The organism is Finegoldia sp. P2-F-LR (genome assembly GCF_052932265.1).
Genome location: NZ_JBRFJF010000005.1, coordinates 54,320 through 71,989, shown reverse-complemented (window position 1 = coordinate 71,989; position 17,670 = coordinate 54,320). Strand labels below are relative to the sequence as shown.

Annotated in this window: 14 protein-coding genes; 1 reads left to right on the top strand and 13 read right to left on the bottom strand. The window is 29.9% G+C overall.

Going from position 1 to position 17,670, the window contains the following annotated elements:
- Nucleotides 1-28: 28 nt before the first annotated feature.
- The 12 genes from ACU68W_RS04335 to ACU68W_RS04280 all read right to left on the bottom strand — a co-directional run bounded on the left by ACU68W_RS04335 (nucleotide 29) and on the right by ACU68W_RS04280 (nucleotide 16,583).
- Nucleotides 29-1,726, bottom strand: coding sequence for a phospho-sugar mutase (locus tag ACU68W_RS04335; protein WP_094223584.1), 1,698 nt, complete (start codon nucleotides 1,724-1,726; stop codon nucleotides 29-31).
- Nucleotides 1,727-1,735: 9 nt separating this feature from the next.
- Nucleotides 1,736-2,353, bottom strand: coding sequence for a hypothetical protein (locus tag ACU68W_RS04330; RefSeq protein ID WP_446756162.1), 618 nt, complete (start codon nucleotides 2,351-2,353; stop codon nucleotides 1,736-1,738).
- A complete protein-coding gene (gene pulA, locus ACU68W_RS04325; protein ID WP_446756161.1) occupies nucleotides 2,353-4,161 on the bottom strand; it encodes a type I pullulanase in 1,809 nt (602 codons plus the stop codon). The genes ACU68W_RS04330 and pulA overlap by 1 nt, the downstream gene beginning before the upstream one ends.
- A gap of 9 nt (nucleotides 4,162-4,170) precedes the next feature.
- On the bottom strand, nucleotides 4,171-6,264 hold the full coding sequence (locus tag ACU68W_RS04320; RefSeq protein ID WP_446756160.1) for a glycogen/starch/alpha-glucan phosphorylase: 2,094 nt from the start codon (nucleotides 6,262-6,264) through the stop codon (nucleotides 4,171-4,173).
- Nucleotides 6,261-7,685 (bottom strand): glycogen synthase GlgA, encoded by a 1,425-nt coding sequence (glgA, locus tag ACU68W_RS04315; RefSeq protein WP_094223588.1) that lies wholly within the window; start codon nucleotides 7,683-7,685, stop codon nucleotides 6,261-6,263. The genes ACU68W_RS04320 and glgA overlap by 4 nt, the downstream gene beginning before the upstream one ends.
- A 10-nt stretch (nucleotides 7,686-7,695) precedes the next feature.
- A complete protein-coding gene (gene glgD, locus ACU68W_RS04310) occupies nucleotides 7,696-8,808 on the bottom strand; it encodes a glucose-1-phosphate adenylyltransferase subunit GlgD (RefSeq protein ID WP_094207309.1) in 1,113 nt (370 codons plus the stop codon).
- Between the two features lie 9 nt (nucleotides 8,809-8,817).
- Nucleotides 8,818-9,957: a glucose-1-phosphate adenylyltransferase gene (locus ACU68W_RS04305; protein ID WP_094223589.1), complete on the bottom strand. Its 1,140-nt coding sequence runs from the start codon at nucleotides 9,955-9,957 to the stop codon at nucleotides 8,818-8,820.
- 8 nt (nucleotides 9,958-9,965) lie between these two features.
- Nucleotides 9,966-11,870 carry a 1,4-alpha-glucan branching protein GlgB gene (gene glgB / locus ACU68W_RS04300; protein ID WP_094223590.1) on the bottom strand — a complete coding sequence of 635 codons (1,905 nt, stop codon included), beginning with the start codon at nucleotides 11,868-11,870 and terminating at the stop codon, nucleotides 9,966-9,968.
- A 38-nt stretch (nucleotides 11,871-11,908) separates the two neighbouring features.
- Nucleotides 11,909-13,528 (bottom strand): MBL fold metallo-hydrolase RNA specificity domain-containing protein, encoded by a 1,620-nt coding sequence (locus ACU68W_RS04295; protein WP_094223591.1) that lies wholly within the window; start codon nucleotides 13,526-13,528, stop codon nucleotides 11,909-11,911.
- 81 nt (nucleotides 13,529-13,609) lie between these two features.
- Nucleotides 13,610-13,936: a YerC/YecD family TrpR-related protein gene (locus tag ACU68W_RS04290; RefSeq protein WP_094207313.1), complete on the bottom strand. Its 327-nt coding sequence runs from the start codon at nucleotides 13,934-13,936 to the stop codon at nucleotides 13,610-13,612.
- A gap of 304 nt (nucleotides 13,937-14,240) precedes the next feature.
- Nucleotides 14,241-16,100 carry a translational GTPase TypA gene (typA, locus tag ACU68W_RS04285; protein WP_094223627.1) on the bottom strand — a complete coding sequence of 620 codons (1,860 nt, stop codon included), beginning with the start codon at nucleotides 16,098-16,100 and terminating at the stop codon, nucleotides 14,241-14,243.
- Nucleotides 16,101-16,190: 90 nt separating this feature from the next.
- Entirely contained in the window at nucleotides 16,191-16,583 is a 393-nt protein-coding gene (locus ACU68W_RS04280; protein ID WP_094208806.1) for an ATP-binding protein, read from the bottom strand.
- A gap of 165 nt (nucleotides 16,584-16,748) precedes the next feature.
- Between ACU68W_RS04280 and rd the strand changes: the two genes are divergently transcribed.
- A complete protein-coding gene (gene rd, locus ACU68W_RS04275; RefSeq protein WP_002836766.1) occupies nucleotides 16,749-16,910 on the top strand; it encodes a rubredoxin in 162 nt (53 codons plus the stop codon).
- A 109-nt stretch (nucleotides 16,911-17,019) separates the two neighbouring features.
- Here rd and yihA read toward each other — a convergent pair whose 3' ends face one another.
- Nucleotides 17,020-17,625, bottom strand: a complete 606-nt coding sequence (gene yihA, locus ACU68W_RS04270) for a ribosome biogenesis GTP-binding protein YihA/YsxC (protein ID WP_094205921.1) — start codon at nucleotides 17,623-17,625, stop codon at nucleotides 17,020-17,022.
- Nucleotides 17,626-17,670 lie beyond the last annotated feature (45 nt).

The following is a 17,670-nucleotide window of genomic DNA, read 5'->3' as shown; positions in this document are numbered from 1 at the left end:
AGATTTAGGAATAAGTGATATTTAGAAATTATTTTACGTTCATCATTTTTTCTTTTGCTGTTTTTTCAATGTCCAAAACTTTTTGTTCAGCTTTTTCTTTAGAATCTGCAACAGAATAAATATATAATTTGATTTTTGGCTCAGTTCCAGAAGGTCTTAACGCATACCATGATCCATCATCATAGTAATACTTTAAAACATTTGACCTTGGAGTATTGTAATCTTCATAATTTACATCATAATCTTTTGTTTCAATCAAACTTGTTTCCCCAATTTTTTCGATAGGATTGTGTCGGAATTCTTCCATAATTCTTCCGATTTTTTCTTGGCCATCCAATCCTTCTAAAACAACAGAAGAAAGTGAGTTTTCATGATATCCAAATTCTTCATACAAAACATTTAATACATCAATCAATGTCTTGTTTTGTTTTTTGTAGAAAGCTAACATTTCTGAAATCATCATTGAAGAACTTACAGCATCCTTATCTCTCACAAAAGTTCCATAAGAATATCCGATACTTTCTTCATATCCAAATACCCAAGATTTTTCGCCAGTTTTTTCGTATTCATTTGCTTTTCCGCAAACATTTTTAAATCCTGTTAGGGTTTCAATCATTTCAACGCCGTATTTTTTAGCGATTTTGGCCGACAAATCTCCCGTTACTATCGATTTTACTACTGCTGGATTTTCTGGTAAATCGTGTTTTTCGTATCTTTGACTTAAAATATAATTTGTCAACAAAGCTCCAATTTTATTACCATCTAAGAACACGTATTCTCCATCATCAAAAACTTCTACAGCAGTTCTATCTGCATCTGGATCTGTTGCCAATAATAAATCAGCTCCTACTTCTTTTCCAAGATTAATTGCATATTCAAACGCTTCTGGGTTTTCGGGGTTAGGATATGGAACAGTCGTAAAATTACTATCTGGATGTTCTTGTTCTTTTACAACATAAACATTTTTGAATCCTCTTACATCTAGAATATGTCTAACAAATCTATTTCCAGTTCCATTCAATGGAGTGTAGACGATTTTAACATCCTTGTCTATGTTTTCATCATTTATAGTAAGACTTAATACATCTTCAAAATAATCCTTATCAAGATTTTCTCCAAAATATTCTATCTTACCTTCAGCTATTAGTTTTTCGAAATCTCCTATTTTAACTTCTGTAAAACTGTCAATCTTGTCTAAATTACCTAATATTTCATTTGCTTTATCTTCTAGAATTTGACTTCCTTCTTCCCAATAAGCCTTGTATCCATTGTATTCTTTTGGATTATGAGAAGCAGTAATCATAATTCCTGAAATACAATTGAATTTTCTGATTGAGTAAGACAACATTGGTGTTGGTCTAATATCATCAGACAAATAAACCTTTATTCCATTAGACGCTAATACATTTGCTGAAATTTCAGCAAATTCTTTTGAAAACTTTCTAACATCATAGCTAATGCTAACACCTCTTTTAATTGCTTCGTCACCGTAATTTTTGATAGTATCAGCAAGAGCTTGAGTTGTTTTCATTATGTTGTATTTATTCATTCTATTAGTACCAGCTCCGATTTTTCCTCTTAATCCCGCAGTACCAAATTCTAATGATTTGTAAAATCTATCTTTTATTTCTTCATCATTATCTTTTATTGACATCAATTCTTGTCTTGTTTCTTCGTCGTAAGACTCATCGTTTAACCACTCATTATATACTTTTAAATAATCCATAAAAACCTCCTATTGATAATAAATTAAACCTTTATACAAAGATTTTTCTTTAAACCATTTTTCTAAATCATACACTCTCTTTGTTCCCCAGTTTGAGCATTCAATTTTCCAACTATCATCATAATAAATCGCAGTTATCGTAACCCAATGAAATTTAACATCAGGATTTTTGTGATTTAACGTCAACATCAAAACTGGATAGCCATTTGCTATTGCGCCAATAATATATGTCACTATATTTCTGATATTCCAAGTAAAATTGTAGTTTTGTACAACAAGGCTCACCCCGTTTTTCTTGGCGTACTTTCGAATAGCACTGTTCATTGGAAATAAAAATGGAACGCCATATAGTTTAGGTTTAACAAATGTAGATAACTTGTCAGCAAATTTTATATAATCAGTCTTATTTATCGGAATTCCGATAAAATTTTCTGGAACTAACTTAGCATATTCTTTTTTTGTATTTGCAATGTAGATAAGGAAATTTGTGATGGCAATTACTGAACAACCTTTTTTAGTAAGATAGTTTGAATTCAAAACATCTTCAAACCATTGTTGATCTCCACCAAAGAAGCCTTCTATACTCAAAATTTTATCTACATCTTTAAGTTCATATCTAGTATCCATTATTTCTCCATACTTATTGAATATACCCCGCTTTTTCTCTCTCCAATCAAAATTACATTTCCGCTTACTTCTGTTTCAATTATTTTTTCATCAAAAATCTTCGTACAATTTACAAAATATTTAAAATAATTGCTCAAATCAAATTCGAATTGTTCCCCTAAATTTATAAAAACAAGCAAAAATCCTTTATCATTTTTAATACTAAAACAAATACAAAAATCATTTAAATCATAAAATTTGATATTGTTTCTAATCTCATTTTCATCTTTTAGATTGAATTCTGAATGTCTTTTTCTAAATTCAATTAACGATTTTACATGTTGGTATATTTCATTGTTATCATATTTCAACTTCCAATTCACTGCATTAATATCAAGTGATTGATTATAAGTATTTTTAAACATCAATTTGCTTCTCAAAAACTCATTTCCACAATGGAAAAATGGTATTCCTTGACTTAGCATTATCAAATCAAAACAAAGTTTTGTAGATGTTACAATATCTGCATTTGTTTTAAGTAATTTATCTTGAAGTATTAAATTATCGTGTGAATTAAAATAGTTAATAGATTCATTAGAATTTTTGCAAAACCCACGTCTATCTTCATCATAGTAAATCGATCCACAAATTCCTACTTCCAAACTAATTTTATCTACATTTTTTTGAACAAAACCTGTAGAAATATCATCGTTATCACCTTTAATGGCATTTCTAAAAAAAGGATTGAATAACGCATAATCTTTTCCTTTTTGACTACCAAAAGTGGTTCTTCTGTTTTTTGGCAGTGGGGATTCATCCGCCATCCATGGCTCTCCGTATATAATTACATTATCATCTTCTTTTCGAAGTTCACTTACGATTTTATCAGTTGTTTCTGAATCTATCAGAGCCATTAAATCAAATCTGAAACCATCAATGTGAAATTCTTTTTGAAAATATAATAAGCTATGAATAATAAAATCTCTCACAAATTCATCTTCTGTGTTTAATTCATTACCAACACCAGATCCATTTGTAAAATCTCCATTATTATCACGTCTATAAAATTGTGGATAAATCAAATTAAATGGATGATCTTTATTTCTAAAAGTGTGATTGTAAACAACATCCATAATCACACCGATATTATTTGCGTGTAAAGTTTGAATCATTTTTTTGAATTCAAAAATTCGATTCTTTGGATTTTCTGGTTCTGTAGCAAAGCTACCTTCAATACAGTTATAATTTTCAGGATTGTATCCCCAATTGTAATTATCTTCAGAAAATTTTTCTGAATTTCTCTCATCAACGCCTACAAAATCAAATACAGGCATTAAATGAACATGTGTTATGCCCAAATTTTTTAAATGATTTATTCCTGAAACATCATTTTCTTCTACCAATCCCAAAAATTTCCCGCGATATTTTTCATCAACTTTGCTAGAAATATTTGAAGAATAATCTTTTATCGACAATTCATAAATTATAGCTTCTTTCCTATTTGCTATTTTGTATTGTTGATCGATGAACCCTACTGGATTTGTGGAATTCAAATCTACGACACTTGACTTTAGGCTATTAATTGATGAGGCTTTACAAAACGGATCTACAATTTCAAACTTTTCATCAAGCTGATATTTGTAATATACTCCATCCAAATCTCCCTTAACCTTGACTTCAAAATATCCATCACTTTTTTTCATATCTATGGAGTTGTATCTGACATCATCGTAATTTTCGTACAACAATAATTTGACACTAGTTATTTGCGGAGCATAAATCTTAAAAACTGTATATTCTTTATTATAATTAAACCCTAAATCATACATTTATAACTCCTAAACATCCTTTAAATAGTTAATTCCGAATTTTTTGGATATTTCTATATTTTTAATCATTAAACCGTTCCATAAATTTTCATTCAAGTACGATTTTTGAATTTTTTCATTAACTTTAACAAAATTATCAAAAGAATTTATCACATTAAAACTATCGTTGTATTTAAGAATCAAATTATAAATCTCATAAAATTCATCTATGAATTTTTTGTTTTCTAATAATTCGATATTTTTTAATATAAAATCCATACAACTGGATTCTGTATTTACGAAATTATCTTCATCAAACTTCAATACTCCAATATCTTTTAATAGAATCATATTTTCATAAACATTGGAATTACTTGTCAAAATAATTGAACCGTTATTCATAAATGCGTAAGGGTATGTGTTTGAAATATCGAAGTTTTTATATGGTATATAATTGAAAACATCACAAGCTTTGGCGAAATCTGGCATTTGATCTAGCATAATATTTTCGACAAACACTAATTTTATTTTTTCTTGAATTAACTTATCCGAATTAATCATCTTAGATAAGCCAAGACACAAACTAATTGTTTTTTTGCAAAACAAATAATCAAACGAACTCATCCCTCCAATAAAAAACGTCGTAGGAGTAATTATCGTATTCACATTATCTTTTAGTTTTAAGTACAAATACAAAATATAAAAGACATTTACAGCTTGTCTCTTTCCTTCGTGAAAATCTGATAATTGCATATTAAAAATGCTCTTATCATTTATATTTTCTAAACTGTACTTTTCTACAAGTTTTTTCTTATATTTTAGTTTGCTTGAATACAAATTATCACATTCTAGACTTTTATAGAATAAATAGTCGTTAAACCCATAGGTTTCTACCACAATTTTAACTTCAACGTTTTTGATGATATTCACATATTTGCTATTCAAAAGATATTTTTTTTGATAATCAGACCCAACAATTATAGAATGTGTTACGAAAGCAATAAGATTAAAACAATCTAGAAAATTGTCTTTGATAATTTGTGCGTACCCATTTTTCTGAGCATTTTCATTTAGCAAATGGATAATATTTTTAATATAATCAAACTGATACAAAAATCTCAGATCCATTGATTCAAATGACTCTCTGTGCAGATTAATATTATAATACTTGAAAATTTTATTAGATTTTTCCAAAGCTTTTTCAAAATCATATCCAAAATCCAATAATTTTTGCAAGAATGCGATTATTACCAGAGCAACATTTGTTTCAACGATATTAATTTGAATATGGTCTTCGATGTTATCTGGATTTTTGAAAAATTTGATTTCGTCATTAAATATGTCTTCCAGTATTGAATCTGCAAGAAATTTTTGTTGCAAGAATTTAATATACTTTCCAAATTCGTCAATCTGAGGTGTGTAAACAAATTGGCAAATTGAGTCTAGTTTGTTTTCCTCAGAATAAATCTCCTCAATTTTTCCGCGAATAAAATTTTCGTAATTAAGATTGGGATTAGCTTTTGGTGCAAATAATCTAATAAAATTCGTATTCCAATTTATATAAGGAATATCGTATATTTGTGATTTAATTTTATTATTATCTAATTCTATGTCGTATTCATTAGATCTTTTAAAAACGACGCTTGTTTTTGGATTATTAAATACTGTCTCAATTTGATTTTCATCGACTATTTGCTGTTTAAACTGTGAATTTTTGTAAAAAATAGAATACACTTTACAAAACTTTCCTTGTTTTGAAAGTTTCTCAAACAAATCTACTGAGAATCTTCCTATATAACTTTGTCCTAAGTGCAGATCATTGTCCATATTTACAATATCTTCATATTTTTCTTGTAATATTTTTTGTAATGGAGTTTTTAAATTTAGTTTTTCAATATAATCTCCAAACAAATTTTCTACCATTAGTTCAAACGACACTATATATGTTCTAGAAGATTTGTTATTAGTTATATTTGTGCATTGTTCAGAAATAATTTCTTTAATGACTTCATTTAATGCTATTCTAATTTCATTGACATCCGCATCTTGAAGATCGACTAATGAGTTATACGATAATTTTATCTGTAATAGCTTTCTTAATCGATCTTCGGAAATATCAATCATTTAATTATCTCCTCATAAAGTTGGATGTATTCTTTTGCAGATTTTTGCCAATCATTTTTTGACTTCATAGCATTTTCTTGAATTATTTTGAAATCATCATTGTAATAAAATGATATTGCACGTCTCAATGTGTACAAGAAGTCATGCGCGTTGATATTTGTAAAGGAGAATCCATTTCCTTCTTTGCTAAATTCGTTAAATGATTGAACAGTATCCCTCAATCCTCCAGTTTCACGCACTACTGGTATTGTCCCATACCTCATAGCAATTAATTGAGATATTCCGCAAGGTTCAAATATTGATGGCATCATCAAGAAATCTGCTCCTGCATAAATCTTGTGTGATTCTTCATTGTTATAATAAATATTTGCTTTTAATTTATCTGGGAATTTCCACTCATAATATTTGAACATTTCTTCATAAGAATAATCACCTGTTCCCAAAATTATCACTTGTACATCTTCTGTCGTCAAAAACTCATCCATAATGTATCTTACAAGTTCAAGCCCCTTGTTTTCAACTAATCTAGTAACCATGGCGAATATAGGCACATCTTTTTCTTCCAAACCGTACATTCTTTGTAATGCTTTTTTGTTCACGGATTTATCTTTGATATTTTTCAGTGAGTAATTTTTAAATAAATATTTGTCTTTTTCTGGGTTCCAAATAGTTGTATCAATTCCATTTGTAATTCCAGATATTTTGTAGTGATATTGTCTTATAACACCATCCAAACCCTCTCCAAAAAATGAGTATTTAATCTCATCGGCATAAGTTTTAGAAACAGTTGTAACTTTATCGCTAAAAACTATCGCACCTTTCATAAAATTAATTGCATCGTAAAATTTCAATGCATCTTCAGAAAAATACATAGGTGATAAATCTGTTTGTCTAAGTGAATTTGAACTGAATACACCTTGATATTTTAGGTTGTGAATTGTAAAAACAGTTTTAATTGACTCATAGAACGGATCCCCTTTAGCAAAATCTCTAGCATAAACATTTACCATTGCTGTGTGCCAATCATTGGAATGGATAATGTCACAGTCAAAATCGATATATCTTAACAATTGAACACAGGCTTTAGAGAAAAATACGAATCTTTCACAATCGTCATTTTCGCCATACACATTATCTCTGTTAAAATAATCTTCGTTATCTAAAAAATAAAATTCCACACCTCTATGAATGTATTTGAACACACCAACATAATGATGTTTAAAATCTAAATCTACATAAAAGCTTCCCTCAAATTCAAATTTTTTTCTGTATTCCTCATTTATCAATTTGTACAGAGGGATGACCACTTTCACATCATGACCTTGCTTTTTCATTTCAAGTGGAAGTGTGCCTGCAACATCTGCAAGTCCACCAGTTTTTATAAACGGATCAGCCTCTGCTGCACAATATAAAATCTTCATTTACTTTCCCCTATTTATCTTCTAATATTGCATTCTTTTTTAATTCGTACGGATAATTTGGATTACCAACCGCAGTTACATTTTCTTTTATCAAAACTCCTTTATCAGTAATCGTATTTACAACTACTGCATTTTTTTCTATAACAGTTCTCTCGAAAATAACGGAATTTTTGATAACAGAACCCTCTTGAATTTCTACGCCTCTAAAAATAATTGAGTTTTCTACTTTACCATCTATTTTGACTCCGTTTGCTATCAATGAATTTTTCACACAAGCAGAATCACCATACAATGCTGACGGCTCGTCTTTTGATTTTGTTAACAACAATCCATTTTTGAAAAATACATTATTGTAAATATCGGCATTCAATAATTTCAAATTCGCATCGTAAAATTGCGTCAAATTTCTGATTACCTCAACATATCCGTCAATCATGTACACACCGATTTTTAATTTATCCAAATTAGAAATAATAACATCAATTAATTCATTAGAATTAGAATTTTTAGCTGCATCGTGAATCAAATTCAAAAAGACTTCTTTTTTCATGTAACCGATGTTAGTCATCAAATTAAATTCATCATCGACTCCTTGATTTGTTCCTATGCTGATTAGATTGCCTTCATCATCCAAGTTTAATCTAGTCTCACCGATGAATAATCCCGTTGCATTATCCATCTTTTTGCAGAACAATAATATGTCCAAATCTTCTTTTATAAATCTATCATGAGAAACCGAAAAATCTTCTCTAAAAATAACCATTGGATCGTAGAAGTACAACTCATCTTCTTTAGATCTCAAATAAAAATCTTTAGTTTCATTATAAGCTACAATTTCCTTACCTGCATTTTCAAAAGTTGGAGGAAATATAACAAGTCCATTTCGTCTTCTGTTCAATTCGTAACTTTCACCATTTCCCAAGTGATCAAGAGTAGACCTCATAATTTTGCCACCATACAAAACAACATTTGAAAATTCATTGTTTGCAAAGTTACTCAATGCAATATCTATAATTCTATATCTTGCTCCATAAGGAAGCATATATTCTGGTCTAGAATCTGTTAAATAACCAAAATCTTGTCTGCTTTTTCCGCCGTATATAATTCCAATACAATTTTGCATAAATTCCTCCTAACACTCTTCAATTCCATCTTCGCTAACCAAGAAGATTTTGTCGGAGTTTTCTTCACCAATTACTTGATTTTCTTCAATAGTCATGGACTCTGCGACTACACAGTTGTAAAGTTTTGCACCTTTTTTGATAACGGTATCGCTTAAAATAACAGAATCATGAACTTCTGCATTCTTTTCTACAGTTATCGAAGAAAACAAAACGGAATTGTTCACATTTCCGTAAATCAAACAATTTTCATTAATTAAAGATTTTTTGACCTCTGCAACTTCATCAACATAATGAGGAGGAAGATTTCTGTTTTTTGTGTAAATTCTCCAATTAGTATCGTACAAGTCAAGTCTATTATCAGGATTTAATAAATCCAAATTAGCCTGCCAGTAACTTCTTACAGTTCCCACATCTTTCCAGTAGCCATCAAATTTCCATGCAAAAACATTTAGTCCATCATTTATAATCTTAGGAATTATATTCATTCCAAAATCGTGCTTAGAATTCTTATCTTCATTGTCTTCGATCAAATAATTTTTTAAAGTATGCCAATTGAAAATATATATTCCCATAGAAGCCAAATTACTTTTTGGATTTTTGGGTTTTTCTTCAAATTCAACAATTTTCCCATCTTCATCGGTATTCATAATACCGAATCTACTAGCTTCGCTCCAATCTACTTCCATTACTGCTATTGTAAGTTCGCTATTCTTATCCTTATGATATTTTAAAATTTTATTGTAATCCATTTTGTAAATATGATCACCAGATAAAATAACAACATATTCTGCATCCAATTCATCCAAGTAATTCATATTTTCGTAAATAGAATTGGCTGTACCTTCATACCAATTACCACCACTTTCTGTGGCAAATGGAGATAAAATTCTTAAACCGCCAGAATTTCTGGATAAGTCCCAACTAGATCCATTTCCTAAATGTGAATTTAATTTGAATGGTTTGTATTGTGTTAATATTCCTACATCTCTTATATCTGAATTTGCAGCATTACTCAAAGCAAAATCAATTATTCGATATTTTCCACCAAATGAAACTGCTGGTTTTGCAACATTTTTTGTCAATGCTTTTAGTCTTGAACCTTGTCCTCCCGCTAAAAGCATAGCGACAACTCTATTTCGCGCCTTCATACGCCCTCCTATTTTATATTGATATTTCTAAGTTTATTTAATTTTATAAACATCGCAGAAAATGGTTCTATATCAACTTTTATTGAAAATTTTCTGTCGTTATGTCCATTATTTTTGGAATAATAAGGTTTATTCCTTAGCAAATTACCACCATATTTTTTCATTGAAGAATTAAGTACAACTGAATAAAGCGCATAACAATCGACACCTACAGGATATTTCTCTCTTTTTACAGGTGTAAAATTAAAAATACAAATAATTTTTTCGTTTTTAGAATTTATTCTCTCGAAAATAATCAAAGATTCATTTGCGTTGTTCACATCTTCCCATTGAAAACCTGAATAGCTAGTATCCAAATCATAAAACTCGTTATTATCTCTGTAAAATTTATTCAAATCTTGCATGAAATGTTTTAATTGTTGATGTTTCTCGTATTCCAAAACTTCCCACGTGATGTCTTTGTATTCATTCCACTCATCAAATTGTCCTATGTCATTACCCATAAATAAAAGTTTCTTACCTGGATGAGCAAACATAAACGAATACAAAAGTCTTATTTGATCGAATTTATCATCGTAAGTTCCAGGCATTTTACCAATCATTGAGTTTTTCATGTGGACTACTTCGTCGTGACTAAATGGAAGGATGTAATTTTCATTAAAGGCGTACATTATCGAAAAAGTTAATAAATTATGATGGTCTTTCCTGAAGATTGGATCCATCTTCATGTATTTGATTATGTCATTCATCCAACCCATATTCCACTTAAAATCAAAACCAAGTCCATTTTTTTCTACAGACTTCGTAACATTTGGCCATGAAGTTGATTCTTCTGCAATGACAAAAGCACTTGGAAATTCTTGTTTGATTGTTTGATTTAATTTTTTAATAAATTCGATAGCTTCCTTGTTCTCATAGCCGCCATCTTCGTTTTTGATATCTTTCCCAGCAAAGTTCAAATAAATCATATAAGCAACTGCATCAACCCTTATTCCATCCAAATGATAGTATTTGAGCCAAAATAATGCAGAAGATATAAGAAAATTTACCACTTCTTTTTTGAAAAAGTCAAAGTTCAACGTTCCCCATTGATCATTATCAGCTAAGTATTGGTCAGATTTTTCGAATAAATTACTTCCGTCAAATTTTCTAAGTCCAAAATCATCTCTACAAAAATGAGCCGGTACCCAATCCATGATAACTCCAATATCATTCTGGTGTAATTTGTCAATCAAATACATCAAATCTTTTGGACAACCAAATCTAGATGTCGCTGCAAAAAAACCCGTAAGTTGATATCCCCATGATCCATCAAATGGATGTTCCATTAAGGGCATAAATTCAACATGTGTGTAATTCATTTCTTTGAGATAAGATACAAGTTCATCTGCTAATTGAAAGTAGGAGAGATAATTTTCATCATGTTTTCGCCATGAAGAAAGATTTATTTCGTAGATACTCATAGGACTGTGAAATATATCTGTTTTTTCTCTTTTTGTGAGCCATTTTTTATCATTCCATTTATAACCATCAATGTCATAAACCTTGCTTGCTGTTTTAGGTTTTAATTCGCTATGAAAAGCAAATGGATCCGCTTTATATAAAACTTCTGAATCTTGTGTTACTATTCTGTACTTATATGAATCAAAGATTTTAACATCTCTAATACAAATCTCCCAGATTTGTTCGTCGTGTAATTTTTGAAGCGGAAGTGAATAATCGTCCCAATCATTGAAATCTGCAACTAAATTTACGTGCTTAGCATTAGGAGCCCACACCAAAAATCTGGTGTAGGTTCCAAATCCATCTGAGTAAATATGAGATCCTAAAAATTTGTACAAATTATTATTGTTTCCTTCATGAAACAAATATACATCCATTTCATTATTTCCCTGATAAAAATATTTTTCCATATTTTCTCCCAGCTATTTAATTAGCCTTTTATACAGACTTATTCTCCAGTTATCATGTTTATTGTCATGATTTTATTCTTCAAATCTAAAATTTGATTGTTAAGTTGATTGTATTCTTCAGAATCCATATTTTTATGGTCGAATAATTCTTTATTTTCATACAATCGATCGATTTTTTTCTTTATCTTTTCTAATTCGTCATACAAATCATTATTTTCTCGGTTTGTAGATATTTCTTGTTCTATATTGTAATTTCCCGCTTCAAATTCTTCTGTTGAATAAATTTCTGGGATAACAGTCTCAACATCATACTTTTCTTTTAACAAATTAGATAAAGTTTCTGCACCTTCATTTTCACCATGAGTTATGAAGATTTTCTTAGGCTTTACTTTCATATTGTCTACAAAATCCATAAGATTGTTTTGATCAGCATGACCTGAAAATCCACCCAAATTATATATTTCAGCGTTGACTTTTATTGTTTCGCCAAAAAGTTTAACTTCATCTATACCATCTAATAAAATTCTTCCAAGTGATCCTTGCGCTTGATATCCAACAAAAACAACTGCGTTTTTTTCATCCCACAAATTGTGTTTCAAATGGTGACGAACACGTCCAGCTGTAGCCATTCCGCTAGAAGAAATAATTACCCTAGGGAATTTTACGCTATTAAGCATTTTTGATTCGTCTACATTTTTAACGTAATGTAAGTTTTCGAATTCGAATACATTATCTCCACTTGAAATATAATCTTTTGCTTTTTGATTAAACAAATCGGTATTTTTCATAAATGCTTTTGTCGCTTCGAGAGCCATAGGACTATCTACGTATACTGGGACTTTCTTCTCATAATGATTTTTTATTTGATAATCGTAATAACTGTTTAGTTCATAAATGATTTCTTGAGTTCTTCCAACTGCAAAACTAGGAATAATTACAGTTCCACCTCTTGATGATACTTTTTCAATTATCTCAATTAAAGAGTGTACACTTTCTTTGTAAGGTTCGTGGATTCTATTACCATAAGTGGATTCCATAACTAAATAATCGCAACCAGATAAAACATATGGATTGTTTAAAATAGGATTATTTGAAGTCCCTATATCTCCTGAGAAAATAATTTTTGTAGTCTTTCCATTTTCAGTGATAAATATTTCTAGACTTGACGAACCAAGCATGTGACCTGCATCTCTGAAAACAACTCTTATGTCCTCATTTATTTTAACTACCTCATCATAGTAACGCCCTTGAAATAATGAAATACAACTCATTGCATCTATCGTAGTATAAAGTGGACTTAAAAGTTTTTTTCCTGATCTTTGTCTTTTTCTATTTTCCCATTCAACATCACTCTCTTGAATCTTGGCACTATCCATTAGCATTATCTCTGCCAAATCTTTTGTAGCTTTTGTGCAGTAGATTGGCTTTCTAAATCCATTTTTATATAAAAATGGAATTCTTCCTGTATGATCAATATGAGCATGAGTCAAAATCATAAACTCCGCTTCACTAAAGTCTATTTCATCATGGTTTTTTTGTTCTAACTCTTTACTTCCTTGGAACAATCCGCAGTCAACCATAAATTTGTGTTTTTCAGTCTCCACAATATAACAAGATCCTGTTACCTCTTGTGCAGCTCCTAAAAATGTAATTTTCATTAAATCACCCCTTATTTACTATATACCCAAAATGTTCTATCATAGTAAAAAATCCGCAAAATAAAGTTTGCGGATAAAAAGTTATTTTTGTTTTCTTTTTCTTTTTTCTTCCAAATTTCTTGCTATTAAAGTATCTAGTACAAGTTCATAACCTTGAGCACCGTTTTGTAAAGATCTATTAACTCTACTAATGGTCGCAGTAGATGCGCCAGTATCTTTTTCAATTTCGCTATAAGTTTTTCTTATCTTGAGTAATTTTGCTACTTCTAATCTTTGTGAAATTGAATGTAACTCTCTCATAGTGCAAACGTCTTCAAAAAAACGTTGCAACTCCTCTTTTCCGTTTAACATCATAATTGCATCGAAAAACTCATTTAATGTGTTATCCTTGATATTAATTTCAGCCATAGTTTTACTCCTTAAAATTTTTTTGGGTAACCTTTACCCATCAACAAAATATAATATAATGCATTTGATAATTTAAGTATACACGCTTTTTCTAACTAAAGCAAATGTTTTTTTTAATTAAACTTCTAATACATATCCCTATACTAATTAAATAGAAAAACCATGATACTTTATATTTTTATATACATTATATACCCATTAATGTTAGTGTTTATTCTCGACAATTCAATTTTATTGTTAATTTTATTTTAAAAATTTTAAATTAAAAAAAGGGAACTTATCAGCTGATAAATTCCCGCTAAAATTATTTATTATATTTTTTTGATTTGTATCTTAATTGAGTATCCAAAATCTTCTTTCTCAATCTCAAATGATGAGGAGTAATTTCAATTAATTCATCTTCTTCAACAAATTCCATCATTTCTTCCAAACTCATGATTTTTGGAGGAGATAGTTTTAATGATTCATCTGCTGCGGATGATCTGATATTTGTTTGTGCTTTTTTCTTACAAATATTTACTTCAATATCCAATCCTTTTGCATTAGATCCTACAACCATTCCTTCATATACTTCATCTTGAGGTTGTACGAATAAAATTCCCCTGTCTTGTGCTGAATTTAATCCATAAGCTGTAGCAACTCCTGTATCAAATGAAATCAATGAACCTAATTGTCGTTTAGGAATTTCGCCTTTATATGGCTCATATCCTTTAAGTTCTGTGTTGATAACTCCATTACCCTTTGTATCGCTCAAAAACTCTTGACGATATCCAATAAGACCTCTAGAAGGAATTTCAAAAGTAAGCCTTGTATATCCGCTAGAAGTATTTGAAATATCTTGCAACTCACCTTTTCTTGTTCCCAATTTCTCAATTACAGTACCGACAAATCCTTCTTCGACGTCAATCGTAACTATTTCAATTGGTTCAAGAACTTTTCCATCTTCATCTTTTTTGAATAAAACTTCAGGTTTTGAAACTTGGAATTCAAATCCTTCACGTCTCATATTTTCTATCAAAACAGATAAGTGAAGTTCTCCTCTACCACTAACTCTAAAAGTATCTGTAGAATCAGTATCTTCAACTTTTAGACTTACATCCGTTTCTAATTCTTTGTACAATCTAGCACGAACTTGTCTACTTGTTACAAACTTTCCATCTCTGCCAGCGAATGGAGAATTATTAACTGAGAAATTCATCGCTAACGTAGGACTTGAGATGCTTACAAATTCAATAGGTTCACAATCTTCTTCATTTGCTAATGTGTCTCCAATTTCTATTCCCTCTACACCAGTCAAGGCTACGATAGAACCGAATTTAGATTCATTAACTTCGACTCTGTTTAATCCATCGAATTCGTAAATCTTAGTTACTTTAATCTTCTTTTTCTTATCTGGATTATTGTAATTTACTATAACACAGCTATCATTAACTTTTACTTTACCTTGTTCAATCTTACCAATTCCAATTCTACCAACGTAATCGCTAAAATCAGTTGTAGAAATCAAAAGCTTGAACGGTGCATCTTCTTCTCCTTCTGGAGCTGGAATGTAGTCTATGATTTTGTCCAATAAAGCAGTCATATCTTCTGGTCTTTCTTCCAAATCGTCAGTTGCAAATCCTTCCCTTGCAGAAGCAAATACAAATGGAGAATCCAAATAGGATTCATCTGCATCTAATTGAATAAATAAATCCAAAATTTCATCTACTACTTCATCTACCCTAGCTTCTTTTCTGTCAATTTTATTGATACAAATAATTGTAGGTAAATTTAATTCAAAAGCTTTTTTCAATACAAATTTTGTTTGTGGCATAGGTCCTTCAAAAGCATCTACTACCAACACCACTCCACTCGTCATTTTCAATACACGTTCTACTTCTCCTCCGAAGTCAGCGTGACCCGGAGTATCTATAATATTAATTTTATGATTTTTGTAGTCAATTGCAGTGTTTTTAGAAAGAATAGTAATTCCTCTTTCACGTTCTATATCATTACTATCCATTACACGATCTTGTACGTCTTGATTTTCTCTAAAAATACCACTTGTTTTTAATAACCCATCTACCAAAGTTGTCTTACCATGGTCAACATGGGCAATAATTGCTACGTTTCTTACATCTTCTCTTTTCAAAATTCCACTTCCCTCTAATTTGTGACACTTCATTATATCATAAATTGAAAAAAATAAAAGAAAAATTTGTGTAAAATCACATTTAATAATTTTTTGCAATAAAACAAGCTATTAGATCACTAATTAATTAGGTCTTACTAATAGCTTTGCTTCAACACAATTCTCTTTAATTTTTAATTCGTCAGCCAATTTACTTACTATAAATAATCCTCTACCTCTGACATAAATATCATTATTAAAATAACTGTTCGAACAATAATCAATCCCTGTACCTTCGTCCTGTACACATATTTTTATCGAATCATCATTTAATTTTATTTTGAAAGTTATTTTCTTATTTATATCAAACTGGTTACCATGTTCTAGTCCATTAAAAATCAATTCATTAGTTATTAATCGTATATCATAAAGTAGTTCATCATCTGGTACAACTTTTCTTAATAGTCTGAGCATAGTATGAATATTTTTAGTAGCAATTGTCCTATCGCTGACAAATTGTCTCTTAAACATATACATATTATCACCCAATATTTATATACCCATATGTTCAATAAATTTAACAACTTATCATTAAATATTTAATTTATCAATAAAATCAGAAAAATGATTAGAAATTTTTACAGTGGGTATATATAATTTGTACCTGATAACAGGTAATTATCTTAAAGGGGGAAATTAAACATGAAAAAATATGTATGTGACGTATGTGGATATATTTATGATCCAGCTGAAGGAGATCCAGACGCAGGTGTTCAACCACAAACAGCTTTCGAAGATTTAGCTGAAGATTGGGTTTGCCCAATTTGTGGCGCTGGAAAAGACGACTTCTCTGTTGTTGAATAATCCAACAAAATTATATGATTGGCAATAATAATTCATACATGACATAAAATTATTGTCACACACAAAATATTTAAAAACAAAACCCCAATTACTTGGGGTTTACTTACTTTTATTCTTCAATTCCACTACCGTATTTTAAAATCATTTCAAGCTGTTCCATAACAGCTTTTTTATTTGTTTTGGAAGTTGAACTGTATTCGTAGATGAGATTATCATCATCTATGTTGAGTTCTTTTTTTATTATGTTCAAATTCTTCTTAATCATGGTTTTGCCGATTTTGTCTAATTTTGTAGCTATTACAAACCCACAAAATCCACTTTGGATAATCCAGTTGTACATTTCCTTATCTTGAACGGTTGGTTTGTGTCTAATATCCACAATCAAAAACACTTCGTACAAATTTCTTCTATTATTTAAATAAGTTTCAATAACTTGAGCCCATTTTTTCTTTTCAGATTTTGATGTTTGCGCATACCCATATCCTGGTAAATCAACTAATCTAAACTCATTATTTGCATTGTAAAAATTTACCGTACGCGTTTTCCCTGGTTTAGAAGAAGTCCTAGCTAGATTTTTTCTATCCAAAATAGAATTAATAAAAGATGATTTACCAACGTTACTTCTTCCACAAAAAGCAATTTCTGGTAGAGATTCATCAGGATATTGTTCTTTCAAAAAAGCAATTTTTTCCAAATCAGAATTAATTATTTTCATGTTCACCTCCATATAGTGTATAATTGATTATATCAAAACTTTAAA

Coding starts and splice junctions, on each gene's coding strand:
- ACU68W_RS04335 (WP_094223584.1), bottom strand. CDS start 1,726: ATGGATTATTTAAAAGTATATAATGAGTGGTTAAACGATGAGTCTTAC.
- ACU68W_RS04330 (WP_446756162.1), bottom strand. CDS start 2,353: ATGGATACTAGATATGAACTTAAAGATGTAGATAAAATTTTGAGTATA.
- ACU68W_RS04320 (WP_446756160.1), bottom strand. CDS start 6,264: ATGATTGATATTTCCGAAGATCGATTAAGAAAGCTATTACAGATAAAA.
- yihA (WP_094205921.1), bottom strand. CDS start 17,625: ATGAAAATAATTAATTCTGATTTGGAAAAAATTGCTTTTTTGAAAGAA.
- ACU68W_RS04280 (WP_094208806.1), bottom strand. CDS start 16,583: ATGTATATGTTTAAGAGACAATTTGTCAGCGATAGGACAATTGCTACT.
- glgB (WP_094223590.1), bottom strand. CDS start 11,870: ATGGAAAAATATTTTTATCAGGGAAATAATGAAATGGATGTATATTTG.
- glgA (WP_094223588.1), bottom strand. CDS start 7,685: ATGAAGATTTTATATTGTGCAGCAGAGGCTGATCCGTTTATAAAAACT.
- typA (WP_094223627.1), bottom strand. CDS start 16,100: ATGAAGTGTCACAAATTAGAGGGAAGTGGAATTTTGAAAAGAGAAGAT.
- ACU68W_RS04305 (WP_094223589.1), bottom strand. CDS start 9,957: ATGAAGGCGCGAAATAGAGTTGTCGCTATGCTTTTAGCGGGAGGACAA.
- pulA (WP_446756161.1), bottom strand. CDS start 4,161: ATGTATGATTTAGGGTTTAATTATAATAAAGAATATACAGTTTTTAAG.
- rd (WP_002836766.1), top strand. CDS start 16,749: ATGAAAAAATATGTATGTGACGTATGTGGATATATTTATGATCCAGCT.
- glgD (WP_094207309.1), bottom strand. CDS start 8,808: ATGCAAAATTGTATTGGAATTATATACGGCGGAAAAAGCAGACAAGAT.
- ACU68W_RS04290 (WP_094207313.1), bottom strand. CDS start 13,936: ATGGCTGAAATTAATATCAAGGATAACACATTAAATGAGTTTTTCGAT.
- ACU68W_RS04295 (WP_094223591.1), bottom strand. CDS start 13,528: ATGAAAATTACATTTTTAGGAGCTGCACAAGAGGTAACAGGATCTTGT.